At 71.3% G+C, this 13488-nt stretch carries 12 protein-coding genes; 9 read left to right on the forward strand and 3 right to left on the reverse strand.

Features of this window, described 5'->3' with window-relative positions; translation table 11 throughout:
• Positions 1-16 precede the first annotated feature (16 nt).
• The gene (locus tag FBY41_RS19550) at positions 17-691 is read right to left on the reverse strand and encodes a mycothiol-dependent nitroreductase Rv2466c family protein (protein ID WP_141846112.1); all 675 of its coding nucleotides are present in this window, start codon (positions 689-691) and stop codon (positions 17-19) included.
• 138 nt (positions 692-829) lie between these two features.
• On the opposite strand from FBY41_RS19550, the gene pepN reads away from it, so the two are divergent.
• The 4 genes from pepN to FBY41_RS19570 all read left to right on the forward strand — a co-directional run bounded on the left by pepN (position 830) and on the right by FBY41_RS19570 (position 5744).
• On the forward strand, positions 830-3412 hold the full coding sequence (gene pepN, locus FBY41_RS19555; protein ID WP_141846380.1) for an aminopeptidase N: 2583 nt from the start codon (positions 830-832) through the stop codon (positions 3410-3412).
• A gap of 196 nt (positions 3413-3608) precedes the next feature.
• Entirely contained in the window at positions 3609-4553 is a 945-nt protein-coding gene (locus FBY41_RS19560) for a mechanosensitive ion channel family protein (protein WP_311769424.1), read from the forward strand.
• A gap of 31 nt (positions 4554-4584) precedes the next feature.
• Positions 4585-4971: a globin gene (locus FBY41_RS19565; protein ID WP_141846114.1), complete on the forward strand. Its 387-nt coding sequence runs from the start codon at positions 4585-4587 to the stop codon at positions 4969-4971.
• 137 nt (positions 4972-5108) lie between these two features.
• On the forward strand, positions 5109-5744 hold the full coding sequence (locus FBY41_RS19570) for a hypothetical protein (protein WP_141846116.1): 636 nt from the start codon (positions 5109-5111) through the stop codon (positions 5742-5744).
• 58 nt (positions 5745-5802) lie between these two features.
• Here the strand turns inward: FBY41_RS19570 and FBY41_RS19575 are convergent, their stop codons facing one another.
• Both FBY41_RS19575 and FBY41_RS19580 read right to left on the reverse strand, forming a co-directional pair.
• Positions 5803-6210 (reverse strand): NUDIX hydrolase, encoded by a 408-nt coding sequence (locus FBY41_RS19575; RefSeq protein WP_141846118.1) that lies wholly within the window; start codon positions 6208-6210, stop codon positions 5803-5805.
• 129 nt (positions 6211-6339) lie between these two features.
• Positions 6340-7197 carry an LLM class flavin-dependent oxidoreductase gene (locus FBY41_RS19580; protein ID WP_141846120.1) on the reverse strand — a complete coding sequence of 286 codons (858 nt, stop codon included), beginning with the start codon at positions 7195-7197 and terminating at the stop codon, positions 6340-6342.
• A gap of 116 nt (positions 7198-7313) precedes the next feature.
• On the opposite strand from FBY41_RS19580, the gene FBY41_RS19585 reads away from it, so the two are divergent.
• The 5 genes from FBY41_RS19585 (at position 7314) to FBY41_RS19605 (ending at position 13480) form a co-directional block, all read left to right on the forward strand.
• Positions 7314-9086, forward strand: a complete 1773-nt coding sequence (locus FBY41_RS19585) for a glycoside hydrolase family 13 protein (RefSeq protein ID WP_141846122.1) — start codon at positions 7314-7316, stop codon at positions 9084-9086.
• Between the two features lie 104 nt (positions 9087-9190).
• The gene (locus FBY41_RS19590) at positions 9191-9535 is read left to right on the forward strand and encodes a hypothetical protein (protein WP_141846124.1); all 345 of its coding nucleotides are present in this window, start codon (positions 9191-9193) and stop codon (positions 9533-9535) included.
• Positions 9532-12300 carry a CdiA C-terminal domain-containing protein gene (locus tag FBY41_RS19595; RefSeq protein WP_141846126.1) on the forward strand — a complete coding sequence of 923 codons (2769 nt, stop codon included), beginning with the start codon at positions 9532-9534 and terminating at the stop codon, positions 12298-12300. The genes FBY41_RS19590 and FBY41_RS19595 overlap by 4 nt, the downstream gene beginning before the upstream one ends.
• A 1-nt stretch (position 12301) precedes the next feature.
• Positions 12302-12622 carry a hypothetical protein gene (locus tag FBY41_RS19600; RefSeq protein ID WP_141846128.1) on the forward strand — a complete coding sequence of 107 codons (321 nt, stop codon included), beginning with the start codon at positions 12302-12304 and terminating at the stop codon, positions 12620-12622.
• A 57-nt stretch (positions 12623-12679) separates the two neighbouring features.
• Complete coding sequence (locus FBY41_RS19605) at positions 12680-13480, forward strand: glycerophosphodiester phosphodiesterase (RefSeq protein WP_141846130.1); 801 nt, start codon at positions 12680-12682, stop codon at positions 13478-13480.
• Positions 13481-13488 lie beyond the last annotated feature (8 nt).

Raw genomic sequence — 13488 nt, forward strand, 5'->3', positions numbered from 1 at the left:
GCTCCCGCCGGTCGGCTCAGTCGAAGATCGGGCCGCGCGAGCGGGTGCGCTTCAGCTCGAAGAAGCCGGGGGTGGCGGCGACGAGCACGCAGCCGTCCCAGAGCTTGGCCGCGGCCTCGCCCTTGGGAGCAGGGGTGACGACGGGCCCGAAGAAGGCGACGCCGTTGACGGCGATGACGGGCGTGCCGACGTCGGTGCCGACGAGGTCGATCGCGCGCTGGTGGCTGGCGCGCAGCGCCTCGTCGTTCGCGTCGGTCGTCGCCAACTCGGCGAGCTCGGCCGGCAGCCCGACGTCCTCGAGCGCCTCGCGGATGACGACGGCGACGTCCTGCTCGCCCCCGGGGTGGAAGCGCGTACCCATCGCGTCGTAAAGCGGCTTGATGACGGCGTCGCCGTGCTGCTCCGCGGCGCCCATGACGACTCGCACAGGGCCCCACGCGCGCTGCATCATCGCCTGGTAGGCGGGCGGCAGGCTCTCGGCGTGCTCGTTGAGGACGGCGAGGCTCATGACGGACCACGTCACCTCGATGTCACGGTGCTGCTCGACCTCCATGAGCCAGCGCGAGGTCATCCACGCCCACGGGCACATCGGGTCGAACCACATCTCGACGGTCTCCTTGCCCGACCCGGTGGAGGCGGGGGCGGCTGCCGTCTCGTCGACGGGCGAGCTGGTCTGGTTCGCATCGGCCATGGGGCCCATCATGGCACCGCCGCCCGGGAGACAAAGCGGTGGTGGGCCCCTCCCCCGGTCGTGCGAGGATGGCCGCCGACGTCGCCGTCGGACCGACGCGCCGTCGTGCCCACGCAACCTGCCCAGGAGGTCACCCACGTGCCCGGCAAGAACCTGACCCGCGACGAGGCTGCCGCTCGCGCGAGCATCCTCACCGTCGAGAGCTATGCCGTCAGGCTCGACCTCACGACGGGTCCCGAGCACTTCCGCACCGTCACGACGGTGCGCTTCAGCTGCTCCGAGCCCGGCGCCGACACCTTCATCGACCTCATCGCGGCCTCGGTCGAGAGCGTGACCCTCAACGGCACCGCTCTCGACCCTGCCGAGGTCTTCGCGGACTCACGCATCGCCCTGCCGGGCCTCGCCGCCGACAACGAGCTCGTCGTCGATGCCACCGGTAGCTACACCAACACCGGTGAGGGGCTGCACCGCTTCGTCGACCCGGTCGACAACGAGGTCTACCTCTACACGCAGTTCGAGGTGCCGGACTCGCGCCGGATGTATGCCGTCTTCGAGCAGCCCGACCTCAAGGCGAGCTTCACCTTCACGGTGACGGCTCCCGCGCACTGGAAGGTCGTGTCCAACTCCCCCACGCCGACGCCCGAGGCGGCCGGCGTGGCTGACGGGGTCGAGCGAGCCACGTGGTCCTTCGCGCCGACGAAGCGGATCTCCTCCTACATCACGGCTCTCATCGCCGGCCCCTACGACGAGGTCCGTGACGAGGTGGAGACCCGCGAGGGCGTCGTGCCGCTCGGGATCTTCTGCCGCAGGTCGCTCACCGAGTACCTCGACGCCGACAACATCTTCGACTGCACGAAGAGGGGTTTCGCGTTCTTCGAGAAGGAGTTCGACCAGCCCTACCCCTTCGAGAAGTACGACCAGATCTTCACGCCCGAGTACAACATGGGCGCGATGGAGAACGCCGGGGCCGTCACCTTCACCGAGGTCTACGTGTTCCGGAGCAAGGTCTCCGAGGCGAAGGTCGAGCGACGCGCGCTGACGATCCTGCACGAGCTGGCGCACATGTGGTTCGGCAACCTCGTGACGATGAAGTGGTGGGACGACCTCTGGCTCAACGAGTCGTTCGCCGAGTGGGCCTCGACGACGTGCCAGGCCGAGGCCACCGAGTGGACGAGCGCCTGGACGACCTTCGGCACGTCGGAGAAGGCCTGGGCCTACGACCAGGACCAGCTGTCCTCGACCCACCCGATCGCGGCCGACATGCGCCATCTCGAGGACGTCGAGGTCAACTTCGACGGCATCACCTACGCCAAGGGCGCCTCGGTGCTCAAGCAGCTCGTCGCCTACGTCGGCCGTGAGCCGTTCGTCGCCGCGCTGCGCCAGTACTTCGCCACGCACAAGTGGGGCAACACGACGCTCGCCGACCTGCTCGGCGAGCTCGAGAAGGCCTCCGGCCGCGAGCTCACCGAGTGGAGCAAGCTGTGGCTCGAGACTGCCGGAGTCAACACCCTGCGCCCCGTCTTCGAGGTCGACGCCGACGGGCGCTACGCGACCTTCGCGATCGAGCAGACCGCCGCAGACTCGCACCCGACGCTGCGTCCGCACCGCCTCGGCATCGGGCGGTATGCCGTCCGGCCGGGTGGGTCGGGCGACGCGGGCACCGTGCTCGAGCGGGTCGGCTACGACGAGGTCGACATCGACGGGGCCCGCACCGAGATCGAGGCGCTCGTCGGCCAGACCCAGCCCGACCTGCTGCTCGTCAACGACGACGACCTCGCCTACGCGAAGATCCGCCTCGATGAGCGTTCCCTCGCGACCGCCCTCTCACTGCCGCGCGGCTTCACGGACTCGCTGCCGCGGTCGCTCGTGCTCGGCGCGACGTGGGACATGACCCGCGATGCGGAGATGCCGGCCCGCGACTTCGTGCGCTTCGTGCTCGAGACCTTGCCGGGCGAGAGCGACTCGACGCTGCTGCGCGTGCTCATCAACCAGCTCTCGACGGCCACCCGGCTCTACACGGCGCCCGAGCACCGCGACGAGACGTCCGCCCTGCTCAGCTCGTCGCTCAAGGCACTCGCCGAGACGGCGCAGCCCGGCAGCGACGCCCAGTTCCAGCTCGTCGAGGCGTGGGCCAACACGACCCGCGACGTCGCCGACGAGACGCGGCTGCGTGCGCTGATCTCCGGCGAGTCGGCCTTCGAGGGTCTCTCCGTCGACACCGAGCTGCGCTGGACGTTGGTCAAGGCCCTCGCGGCGCTCGGCGTCGCGGACGAGGCCGAGCTCCAGGCCGAGCTCGACCGCGACCCGACCTCGACCGGCCGGGAGCGCCATGCCGAGGCCCTTGCCGCCCGCCCCACCGCGGAGGCCAAGGCCGACGCCTGGGCGAAGGCCGTGGAGCAGAACGTCCTGCCCAACCAGATGGTCGAGGCCGTGAGCGCCGGGTTCCGCCGCAGCACCGACCTGTCGCTGCTCGAGCCCTACATCGCGAAGTACCACGCCATGCTCGTCGACGCGTGGGACGCACGCAGCGTCGCGATGGGTGAGCGCGTCGTCGGCGGCTTCTACCCCTTCGCGCTCGCGAGCGAGCAGCTCAAGCAGGCTTCCGACACCTGGCTGGCCGAGCACGCCGACGCTGCAGCAGGTCTCGTGCGCACGGTGGCCGAGAACCGCGACACCGTCGCCCGCGCCCTGCTCGCCCAGGCCCGCGACCGCCGGGGCTGACCGGCATGTCCGGTGGCCGGGCCGCTACGCGCGGCTCGGCCACACGGCATACCGTCGTCACACGCCGATCCACCGATCCCCTCCCGACTGAGACGCTGTGATCCTCCACCTCGCGACCACCCTGTCCGTCCTCGCCGCCCCGGCGGCGACCACGCCACCGCCCACGCCGGCACCGACACCCTGGGGGGAGGACCCCGTGCAGACCGTGTCCGCGACCGTGACGAGTCTCAGCACCGTCACCTGGGACGAGTTCACCGCCTGGCTCGTCGGCACGCCACTGCTCATCATCGTCACGCTCGTCGTCGGGTTCCTGGCGCGCCTCCTGCTGCACCGGGTCATCGACCGCGTCGTGGCCACGGCCACGTCCAGACGAGCCGAACGCCTCGCGGCGATCCCCGGCGCGGGCCTTGCCCTGCAGGCCGTCGGGGTGGCCCAGACGCGCCACGTCCAGCGGACCCAGACCATGGGGGCGCTGCTCAAGAGCATCTCGACGTTCGTCGTCGGTGGCATCACCGCCCTCACGGTGCTCTCTCTCGTCGGCATCCCGCTCGGCCCGATGCTCGCCTCGGCGAGTGTCGGCGGCGTGGCGCTGGCCTTCGGCGCGCAGAGCCTCGTCAAGGACTTCCTGTCGGGCATCTTCATGATCATCGAGGACCAGTACGGCGTGGGAGACGTCATCGACACCGGTGAGGTCATCGGCACCGTCGAGAACGTCTCGCTGCGCGTCACCCAGCTACGCGACGCGAACGGCATGACGTGGTACGTCCGCAACGGCGAGATCGTCCGCGTCGGCAACCGCACGCAAGGCTGGTCGACGGCGCTCGTCGACGTCGCCATCGCCTACGACGAGGACGTCGAGAAGGCGACCGCGGTCATCCGCGACGTCGTCGAGGTCATGGACGAGGACGAGGCCTGGAAGGGCATCCTCCTCGAGCAGCCCAACGTCGTCGGCGTCGAGTCGATCTCCGCGGGCGCCATCACGATCCGTATCGTCGCCAAGACGGTCGCCAACGAGCAGTTCGGCGTGCAGCGCGAGATGCGCGAGCGGATCAAGCGCGCCTTCGACGCGGCCGGCGTGCGCAGCCCCCAGCCCGTCATGCCGCCCTACGGTGGGGCAGCCCCGCAGGGCACCGCCCCGTGAGGGCCGGGGCGGCTCTGGGAGACTGGTCGACGTGACCTACTACGACGACTTCGGCGGCCACGAGACCTTCGCCAAGCTCGTCCGCGAGTTCTACCGCGGCGTCGCGCAGGACGAGCCGCTGCGGGCCCTCTATCCCGAGGAGGACCTCGCGCCCGCCGAGGAGCGGCTGCGGATGTTCCTCGAGCAGTACTGGGGCGGACCGACCACCTACTCCGAGCAGCGTGGCCACCCGCGACTGCGGATGCGCCACATGCCGTATGCCGTGACGCCCGACATGCGTGACCGCTGGCTCCTGCACATGATGAACGCCGTCGACTCGCTGGAGCTCGACCCCGAGCAGGACGACCGGCTGCGCGACTACCTCACGCGGGCCGCATACTCCCTCGTCAACAGCGGCGGGCCTGCCGAAGCCTTCTGAGCAGCCGGGCACGGTTCGCTCCAACTCACAGCAAGTCACAGGTGGTTGGAAGCACTTTGCCCAGCGCCCGGGTGTTGTCTGGTGAGGACACCAGCGGCGTCGGGCGCACAGTCCGGCGTCTCGACGAAGGGACTCAGATGGCCTCCATCAGCAAGAAGGCCGCGGGCCTCGCCGCCGCCGGCGCGGCCGTGGCCGCGATCGGGCTCGGCGCCTCCCAGATGGCCCGTGCCGACGACGCCACCCCGACGCCCAGCCCCTCGGCGACCTCGAACCCTGGCAACGCCAACCCCGGACAGGGCAACGGACAGGGCAACGGTCAGGGGAACGGTCTCGGCTACGGCCCGGGGGGCCGCCACGGTGGTATGGGCATGGTCATGGGGCTCGGCAAGGGGCTGGGCAAGGGCATGGGTGCCGACCTGTCCGCTCTCGCGACGAAGCTCGGCGTCGACGAGACGAAGCTCAAGGACGCCCTCAAGGCCGTGCGTGACGAGCTCCGAGCAGCTCGCACCCAGGGTCAGGGCACGGCCAAGCCGGACCCGGCGACGATGCAGGACGAGCTCGCGACGAAGCTCGCGAGCAAGCTGGGCATCGACGCTGCGAAGGTCAAGGCGGCCTTCGCCGACCTGCGGGCCACCGCCGATGCCGCGCGCCAGAAGGCGTTCGACGACAAGCTCGCCAAGGCGGTGACGGACGGCACGCTCACCCAGGCCGAGGCCGACGCCGTGAAGAAGGCCGCGAAGGCCGGCGTCATCGGCATGGGTGGACCGCGCTGACGCTGCTCACCCCGGCGAGGGCGGTTGCTGAGGGGCGTCACTCCGTGGATGACGCCCCTCAACCTGTCGCGAGACGTGCCCTCAGCGAGGGGACGACGTGGTTACGCAGGAGCGGCGCGAGGTCGTCCGGCAGGTCGTCGTCGAGGCCGAGCCACCGTTGCTCGGCGATCTCCGCGAGCGGGGCGGGCGCGTCATCGTCGCGCAGGTGCGTGACGAAGACGGTCGCGTCTACCCACGCGTCGGGCTCGTTGGCCGCGACGTCGTGGAAGCGCCCGAGCGCCTCACCCACGCCCGAGACGTCGACCCCGACCTCCTCCATCACCTCGCGCACGGCTGCATCACGAGGGCTCTCGCCGGGGTCGATCTTGCCGCCGGGCAGCATGAATCGCGTCGATCCGGCCTTGCGGACGGTCAGCAGCCGTCCGTCGCGCATCAGGCAGAAGGCCGCCGTGACAAAGGTCGTCATGCCCTGACGCTAACGCGGCGAGTCGTCCTTGGTGGAGCGGGGGGAACGGTCGGAGCGGGGCCGGTCGCCGCCCGATGACGGCGGGGGGACGGCATACGGCAAGCGGCAACGGCGAGCCTGGGGAGACGCTCAGCGGAAGGTCGGCGGACCTGCGTCCACCCTGCGGCGCACCTCGGCCAGGCCCTCGGGGCCCTGCGGCAGGTCCCACCAGCTCTCGACCCACCACGTGGCGCCGGCCTGCTCCCAGGCGGCCGGCTCCGCGGGCTCGAGCGAGGTGAACGACCCCCACGAATCGGACTCGATGACGACGTCGTAGCCCTCCCAGGGCAGTCCCAGCTCCGCCCGGATGCGACGCACGCCCTCGACGACGGTGGCGAAGTCCGCGAGCCGCTTGGGGGCGCCCTCCTCGGGTGGGTGGATCGCCGGGACGACGCCCTGCCACCGGGCCGCTCGCTCGAGGGAGCGCTGCCGACCGCCGCCCCGGGTGGGCGCGCCCACGACCCAGACCGGTGGGTGCGGGCGCTGTGGGGTGGGCGGGGGCAGCATGAAGTCGTTGGCCGCCGCGCTGTAGTGCTCTCCGGAGAAGGAGAAGGTGGCGGCATCCTCGAGCAGGCCCGCCCAGATCGCGAGGCCCTCGTCGAGCTTCTTCGCACGCACCCCACGCCCCTCATCGGGCTCGTAGGCGGTCCAGCCCGGGTGGATCGCACCCAGGCCCACCGTCATGACGGCGCGCCCCCCGCTGATGCGGTCGACCGATCCCACGCGCGAGGCGAGGTCCCAGGGCCGGTGGCGCGAGGCGGGCGTGAGCAGCGTGCCGAGCCGGATGCGCTCGGTCACCATCGCGGCGGCCCCGAGCTGCACCCAGGCATCGACGCCGTAGAGCGCCTCCCAGCCGAAGACCGCGTCCCACCCCCGCTCCTCGCCGAGGCGCGCGAGGTCGGCGAACTCGCGCTCGGTGGCGTACGGGACGACGAAGCCGGCTCTCATGCGACCGTTCTACCAATGCCCACCGACAGCAGTTGCCGCACGCGAAGCCCGGTTGCCTGAAACTTCTTGCAAAACCTGTTTTGAATCTTGCCGACGATGCGGAACGATGGTGCGTCGTGACCCGAGCAGCAACCTCCACCCTGACCCATGACCGGCCCGACGACGTGAACGCCGACGCGATCCGCGAGGCCACGACCCCGGTGCACCACGCTGACCGGCCCGACGCGGCCTGGTGGCGGCACGCGGTGATCTACCAGATCTACCCGCGGTCGTGGGCCGACAGCAACGGCGACGGCGTCGGTGACCTCCCGGGCATCACCTCGCGCCTGCACCACCTGCGCGACCTCGGTGTCGACGCGCTCTGGCTCTCACCCTTCTACACCTCGCCGCAGGCGGACGCGGGCTACGACGTCGCGGACTACCGCACCGTCGACCCGATCTTCGGCACTCTCGCCGACGCCGACGCGATGATCGAGCGGGCCCACGAGCTCGGGCTCAAGGTCATCGTCGACATGGTGCCCAACCACTCCTCCGACGAGCACGTCTGGTTCCAGGCGGCGCTCGCGGCCGGTCCTCGTTCGGCCGAGCGAGAGCGCTACATGTTCCGCGAGGGTCGCGGCGAGCGCGGTGAGCTGCCTCCAAACAACTGGGAGTCGGTCTTCGGCGGTGCGGCGTGGACGCGCGTCACCGAGGCGGACGGCGAGCCGGGCCAGTGGTACCTCCACCTCTTCGACCCCAAGCAGCCCGACTTCAACTGGGAGCACCCCGAGGTGCGCGCCGAGTTCGAGTCCATCCTGCGCTTCTGGCTGGACCGCGGCGTCGACGGCTTCCGGGTCGACGTCGCCCACGGCCTCATCAAGGAGCAGGGCCTGCCAGACACGCGCGAGGAGCGCACCGTGATGCTCGGCAACACCGACTTCGCGGACGACCACCACCGGGTCCACACGCCCTACTGGGACCAGGACGGCGTGCACGAGATCTACCGCTCGTGGCGCGCGATCCTCGACTCGTACGGCGCGCCCGACCGCATCCTCTGCGCCGAGGCGTGGGTCGAGCCGCAGGAGCGCGCCGTGCGCTACGTGCGGTCCGACGAGATGCACCAGGCCTTCAACTTCGACTTCCTCGGTGCCCCGTGGGAGTCCGAGGCGCTGCACTCGATCATCCGCTCGTCTCTCGAGGCGGCCGACTCCGTCGGCGCCCCCTCGACCTGGGTGCTGTCCAACCACGATGTCGTGCGGCACGCCTCGCGCCTCGGCTTCCCCGTCGGCACCCACCGGATGAACGGCATCTCCGCCACCGACCCCCAGCCCGACCGGGCCCTGGGTCTCCAGCGGGCCCGCGCCGCAACGGCGCTCATGCTCTCGCTGCCCGGCGGCGCCTACATCTACCAGGGCGAGGAGCTCGGCCTGCCCGACTCGACCGACATGCCGGCCGAGTTCCGCCAGGACCCGACCTTCGCCCGCACGGAGGGCAAGGAGACGGGACGTGACGGTTGCCGCGTGCCGATCCCGTGGGTCGGCGACGCGCCGAGCCTCGGCTTCGGCCCGTCCGACGCCTCGTGGCTCCCGCAGCCGGCGGTCTACGCCGACTATGCGGTCGACCGCCAGCAGGGCGTGGCGGGCTCGACCCTCGAGCTCTACCGCTCCCTCCTGCACCAGCGCCGCATGCTCGGTCTCGGCACGGGGTCGCTGACCTTCGTCGAGGGGTATGCCGCCGACGTCCTCGCGCTCGCCAACGGGGGTGACGGCCGCGACCGCGTGCTCGTCGTCACCAACTTCGGCGACTCGCCAGTGGAGCTGCCCGTGGGCGCTGAGGTCGTCGTCGCCTCCGGTGCGCTCGACGACGGTCGCGTGCCTTGCGACACGACCGTCTGGGCCATCTGGCACTGACGAAAACCTCATCACCAGAGGGCATCCCGCCGCGCGGGATGCCCTCTGGCCGTTCCTGTGGACAAGTCGCGGAGTGGCTCGACGGACTTTCCTAGGGTCTCGTCATGGCTCGCTACGAGATGGACCGCGACGGGGTCGCCTCGGTGAGAGCCTCGGTCGGCGGTGATCCTGCGATCCTGCGCGAGGCGGCCGAGGCGGTTGCCGCTGCGTCGGCGATGGCCCGGACCGGGGTGGGCGCGGGCCAGCCGCAGCTGGCCGCCGAGCTCGACCGCTTCCGGCTCGTGCACGCCCGACTCCTCGACGCCATGGCCGATGGGGTGGCCGCGCTCTGTGGTCAGCTCGACCTCGCGGTGCGAGACGACCGCGAGACCGAGCTCGCTGCTGCGTCAGCTCTCAGTTCGCTCGCCGGCGCACACGGTCGTCCGGTGGTCGTCTGGGCCCCACCGTGACGCGCGGTCACGCCTCCGGCGCCGGGGGCTCGACCTCCGGCGCCGGTGCCCTGCCCACTCCCCCCGGCGACGCCACGACCCTGCGCGGTGCGGCCATGAGGTTGCGGCGGGCCGCGCAGGCGGCGCGCGGCACCGGCAGCCTGCGCGGCCGGCTGGCGACCGTCCTTCCTCAGGTGTGGTCGGGGGCGGCGGCCGAGGCTGCAGTCACCGAGTCGACGGAGCTCGTCCGGCGGTCCACCTCGGCGCTGGAGAGGTTGCCGGCCGCAGCTCGGGCCCTCGAACGCTACGCGAGCGCTCTGGAGCACGGCCAGGACGCAGTACGCCTGCTGCAGCGCGAGTGGGACCACACGACCGAGGAGCACAATCGCACGGTCGCCGCGGTTCGTCTTCGCGCGGGGGTCGACCTCGACGCGGTTCCGTTGCTCGCGCGACTCACGGAGGAGCAGCAGGGCGCCAGGGCACGCCTGTCGCATCGACACGCCGAGCTGGTCGCGGAGCTGGACCGGGCCGGCCTCCGGGCGGCGGCCACCCTCGCCTCCCTCAACGACGAAGGGCTTCCACGGAGCCTCGACCCTCGCCCGATGTCGTTGCGCGACAGGCTGATCCACGGCCAGCAGCTGGCGACTGGCGCTGCGCGCGCGTCCGACACCAGGGCGTCCGCCGTGGCCGGGGCCACGGTGCTGCGGCGGCTGCTCGCCCGTGGTGCCGGGTCAGTGACGGTGGTGGAGGTGGGCGACCTCGTGCGCACCCTCCAGCCGCACAGCGGCGATCCCGTCTATGCGCAGGCCCTCGTGGAGGAGATCGGCGTCGACGGCGTCAACCGACTGGTGGTGCTGCTCGGCGACGCCTCAGGCAGCAGTGGTCTCGACCTGACCCGACAGGCCGTGGGTGCGCTGGGGGTGGTGCTGCTCACTGCCGTCGCACCCCCGAGCTCGAGCACTCGTGATGCCCGCACTGCCCGGCAGGTGGAGTCGGCTGCGGCGCTGCTGCGCGATGACCTCGTCGCGGCGCTGGCCGAGGTCGTCGGTGGCGGCGCCACCCGGAGCCGCGCCACCGGCTACTGGGCCGTCGGCCAGCTCGTCGTCGGGGCGCGGCAGTCCGGTTGGTCAGAGCCCCTTCCGACGGCCCTGCTCGCTCGCCTCGCAGCGGGAGCTGCCTCCGCCGAGATCGGCGAAGCCCGGGACGACGACGCCCAGCGCGCACACGGCAGCAGCTTCGACACCGGGGGTCACCGCTTCGCATCGCTCTTCGACGACCCGGACGTGACCGGAGATGCGCTCCACACGTTCCTCGCCGAGATCGACGACGACACGGCCGGGGTCACCGACCTGCTCTCGACTCCGGTCGAGGGTCACGGGCTGACGAACTCCAGGGGTGGACGGCTCGTGCTGGCCGAGGCCCTCACACGTCGGTGGGTCAGCTACGAGGCGAGCACCACTGCGACACACTCCGACCTCTCGCTCGCCACGGACGCCGATCTCATCCGACTCATGGCGGTGGCCGGCGGCTCGAGCGAGCCTGCGGCCGTCCTTCGGGCCCGGGTCATGAGCGAGGTCGGTCGCCTCGATGCCTTCGCCCAGCGCGAGCACTCCACGACCGCCGTCTACGAGCACAGCACTGCAGGGCTCGAGTCGGCGGCAGTCACCTGGGTGATCGCCATGCCCGACGCCATCGACCTGCTTCTGCGGGGGACCGACGTCGAGGTCGACGCCTGGAGCGTCAAGGTCGGTGAGGGACATCAGCCCCTCCTGCGTCCCGACGAGCTGAGCAGGCTCGTCGGGGCCTTCGCCGTCGGCGCCGACACGACCCGGGCTGGCAAGGCGACCGCTGCCGGCTACCGACGTCTCATCGAGTCGGAGCTCGGCAGGGCCGGGCTGCCGGGCGCAGCTGCGCAGGCGTCTGTGGCGACCGGCCCGGCCCTCGACCGGCTGACGAGACGGATCGGCTACTTCGAGCAGTCGGCCTCGGCGGCACTCGTCACCGTCGCACGACGCCAGGATGCCGCCAACCTGTCCATGTGGCGCACCCTGGCCGAGGCCAAGGCGCTCGCGATCGCCTGGCGTCAGGGCCCGAAGGGCCTCGGCTCTGCACTGGCCACCCTCCTGTCAGGAGGCACCAACCGGACGGCCGAGGACGACCTCGCGATCTCACTCATCCGCTCCGACGTCGAGCTCGAGCAGACGAGCGTCGACGAGCAGCGCACGGCGTCACTCGCGTCGTCGCTCGACGCCCTCCGGCCGGAGGCGGCGAGGGCTGCCCTTCCGACTGGCGCGCTCCTTGTCGCCGGCGCCCGGCGGGCTCCCGCTGTGGCCACGAGCGACCAGCTGGTCGGCCTGCGGCGCAAGGAGCAGCTCGACGCCCTCGCCCTCGTCCTGGAGGACGGGTCCACGTCGAAGCATCAAGCGAGGACCCTGAGGGCCTCGTCACCGGAGGCGCACGAGCTCTACACAGCCGAGCGGCTGCGGCGCGCAGGCTTCACGGTCGAGTTCCTTCCTCGAGCCGACGACGCGAAGTCGCCGGACGCACTGGTGGGTGGCGAGAGCTGGGAGTTCAAGGCTCCATTCGGCGGCGGGTCCAGCACCATCACCCAGGCGGTGCGATACGCCCGCGACCAGTCACCTCGCATCATCGTCGACCTCGCGCGCAGTCCCCACCCCGTGGAGGAGGCTGTGCGCCAGGTCGACGCGGCACTGCGACGTTACGATCGCATCGACGTCGTACTCCTCCTCACCCGAGACGGCGAGATCGTGGAGAGAAGACCCTGAGATGGCCGGATGGATGATCAACATCGAGCTGCCCCTCCACCAGGTGCAGCAGATCCTCGAGAGCCTTCCCGAGGGGCGGGTCAAGGGCTTCGCCGACGGCTTCAGCGTGACGTTCGCCGACGGTGTGGTGGCCTACGGCTCCGATGCCGACCCCGACACCGGCACGGACATCGTCGTCAAGGGACCGGCCGACGCGCGGCAGTGGCAGCTCTATCGCCACCTGGAGAGCGAGACCCCAGACGACGTCGTGCTCTGGATGATGAACGATGGGGCCGTCTTCGTGGCGGGCCGTGGCACAACCGCCCGCGAGCTGGGTCTCTGACCCTGACGCGCCCTGGGTGGCCGCCGAGTCCGGACCCCGAGTGGATAGCCTCGGGGCATGGCGAGCTCTCGGCCCTACCTGGCGCGCACCCCGGTGGCCCTCGCACACCGTGGCGGCGCGCTCTACGCGCCAAACGTGGGCCTCGAGAACACCCTGACCGCCTTTGGCCGCGCGGTCGCCCTCGGCTACACCCACCTCGAGACCGACGTTCACCTGACGAGGGACGGGCGTCTCGTCGCCTTCCATGACACGCGTCTCGACCGGGTGAGCGACCTCGCGGGCCGCATCCGCGACCTCTCCTGGGACGAGGTCCGCCGTGCGCGCCTCGGGCCAGGGCCCGAGCACGACCGGGTTCCTCTCCTCTCAGAGGTCGTCGAGGCCTTCCCGGGCACCCGCCTCAACATCGATCTCAAGGCGCCCGACACGGCGCGCCCGTTGTGGCAGCTGATCCAGGAGCACGGCCTGCAGGACCGGGTGTGCGTCGGCTCGTTCTACCAGCGCCACCTGTCGGAGTTCCGTCGGCTCTCCCGCGGTCGCGTCGTCACCGCGGCGGGCGTCCCGGGCACCGCGCTGCTGCGCTTCTCCCCCCGATGGCTGACGACGATGCTCCACACCCCGGCCGAGGTGCTCCAGGTGCCACCCTGGGTGCCGCTGCGTGGTCGCCGGTTCGAGCTCACGACCGAGCGCTTCGTCGAGTCGGCCCACCGCCACGGCAAGCAGGTGCACGTGTGGACGGTCGACGACCCGGCGGAGATGCGCCGCCTGCTCGACCTCGGCGTCGACGGCCTCGTCAGCGATCGCATCGACGTGCTCAAGCAGGTCCTCGTCGAGCGAGGTCAGTGGACGGGCGCCGCCTGATCCCGGGT

Origin of the sequence: Humibacillus xanthopallidus, from assembly GCF_006716675.1 — a bacterium.
GTDB classification, from domain to species: Bacteria; Actinomycetota; Actinomycetes; order Actinomycetales; family Dermatophilaceae; genus Humibacillus; species Humibacillus xanthopallidus_B.

Coding starts and splice junctions, on each gene's coding strand:
- FBY41_RS19550 (WP_141846112.1), bottom strand. CDS start 691: ATGGCCGATGCGAACCAGACCAGCTCGCCCGTCGACGAGACGGCAGCC.
- FBY41_RS19570 (WP_141846116.1), top strand. CDS start 5,109: ATGGCCTCCATCAGCAAGAAGGCCGCGGGCCTCGCCGCCGCCGGCGCG.
- FBY41_RS19575 (WP_141846118.1), bottom strand. CDS start 6,210: ATGACGACCTTTGTCACGGCGGCCTTCTGCCTGATGCGCGACGGACGG.
- FBY41_RS19580 (WP_141846120.1), bottom strand. CDS start 7,197: ATGAGAGCCGGCTTCGTCGTCCCGTACGCCACCGAGCGCGAGTTCGCC.
- FBY41_RS19590 (WP_141846124.1), top strand. CDS start 9,191: ATGGCTCGCTACGAGATGGACCGCGACGGGGTCGCCTCGGTGAGAGCC.
- FBY41_RS19600 (WP_141846128.1), top strand. CDS start 12,302: ATGGCCGGATGGATGATCAACATCGAGCTGCCCCTCCACCAGGTGCAG.
- FBY41_RS19605 (WP_141846130.1), top strand. CDS start 12,680: ATGGCGAGCTCTCGGCCCTACCTGGCGCGCACCCCGGTGGCCCTCGCA.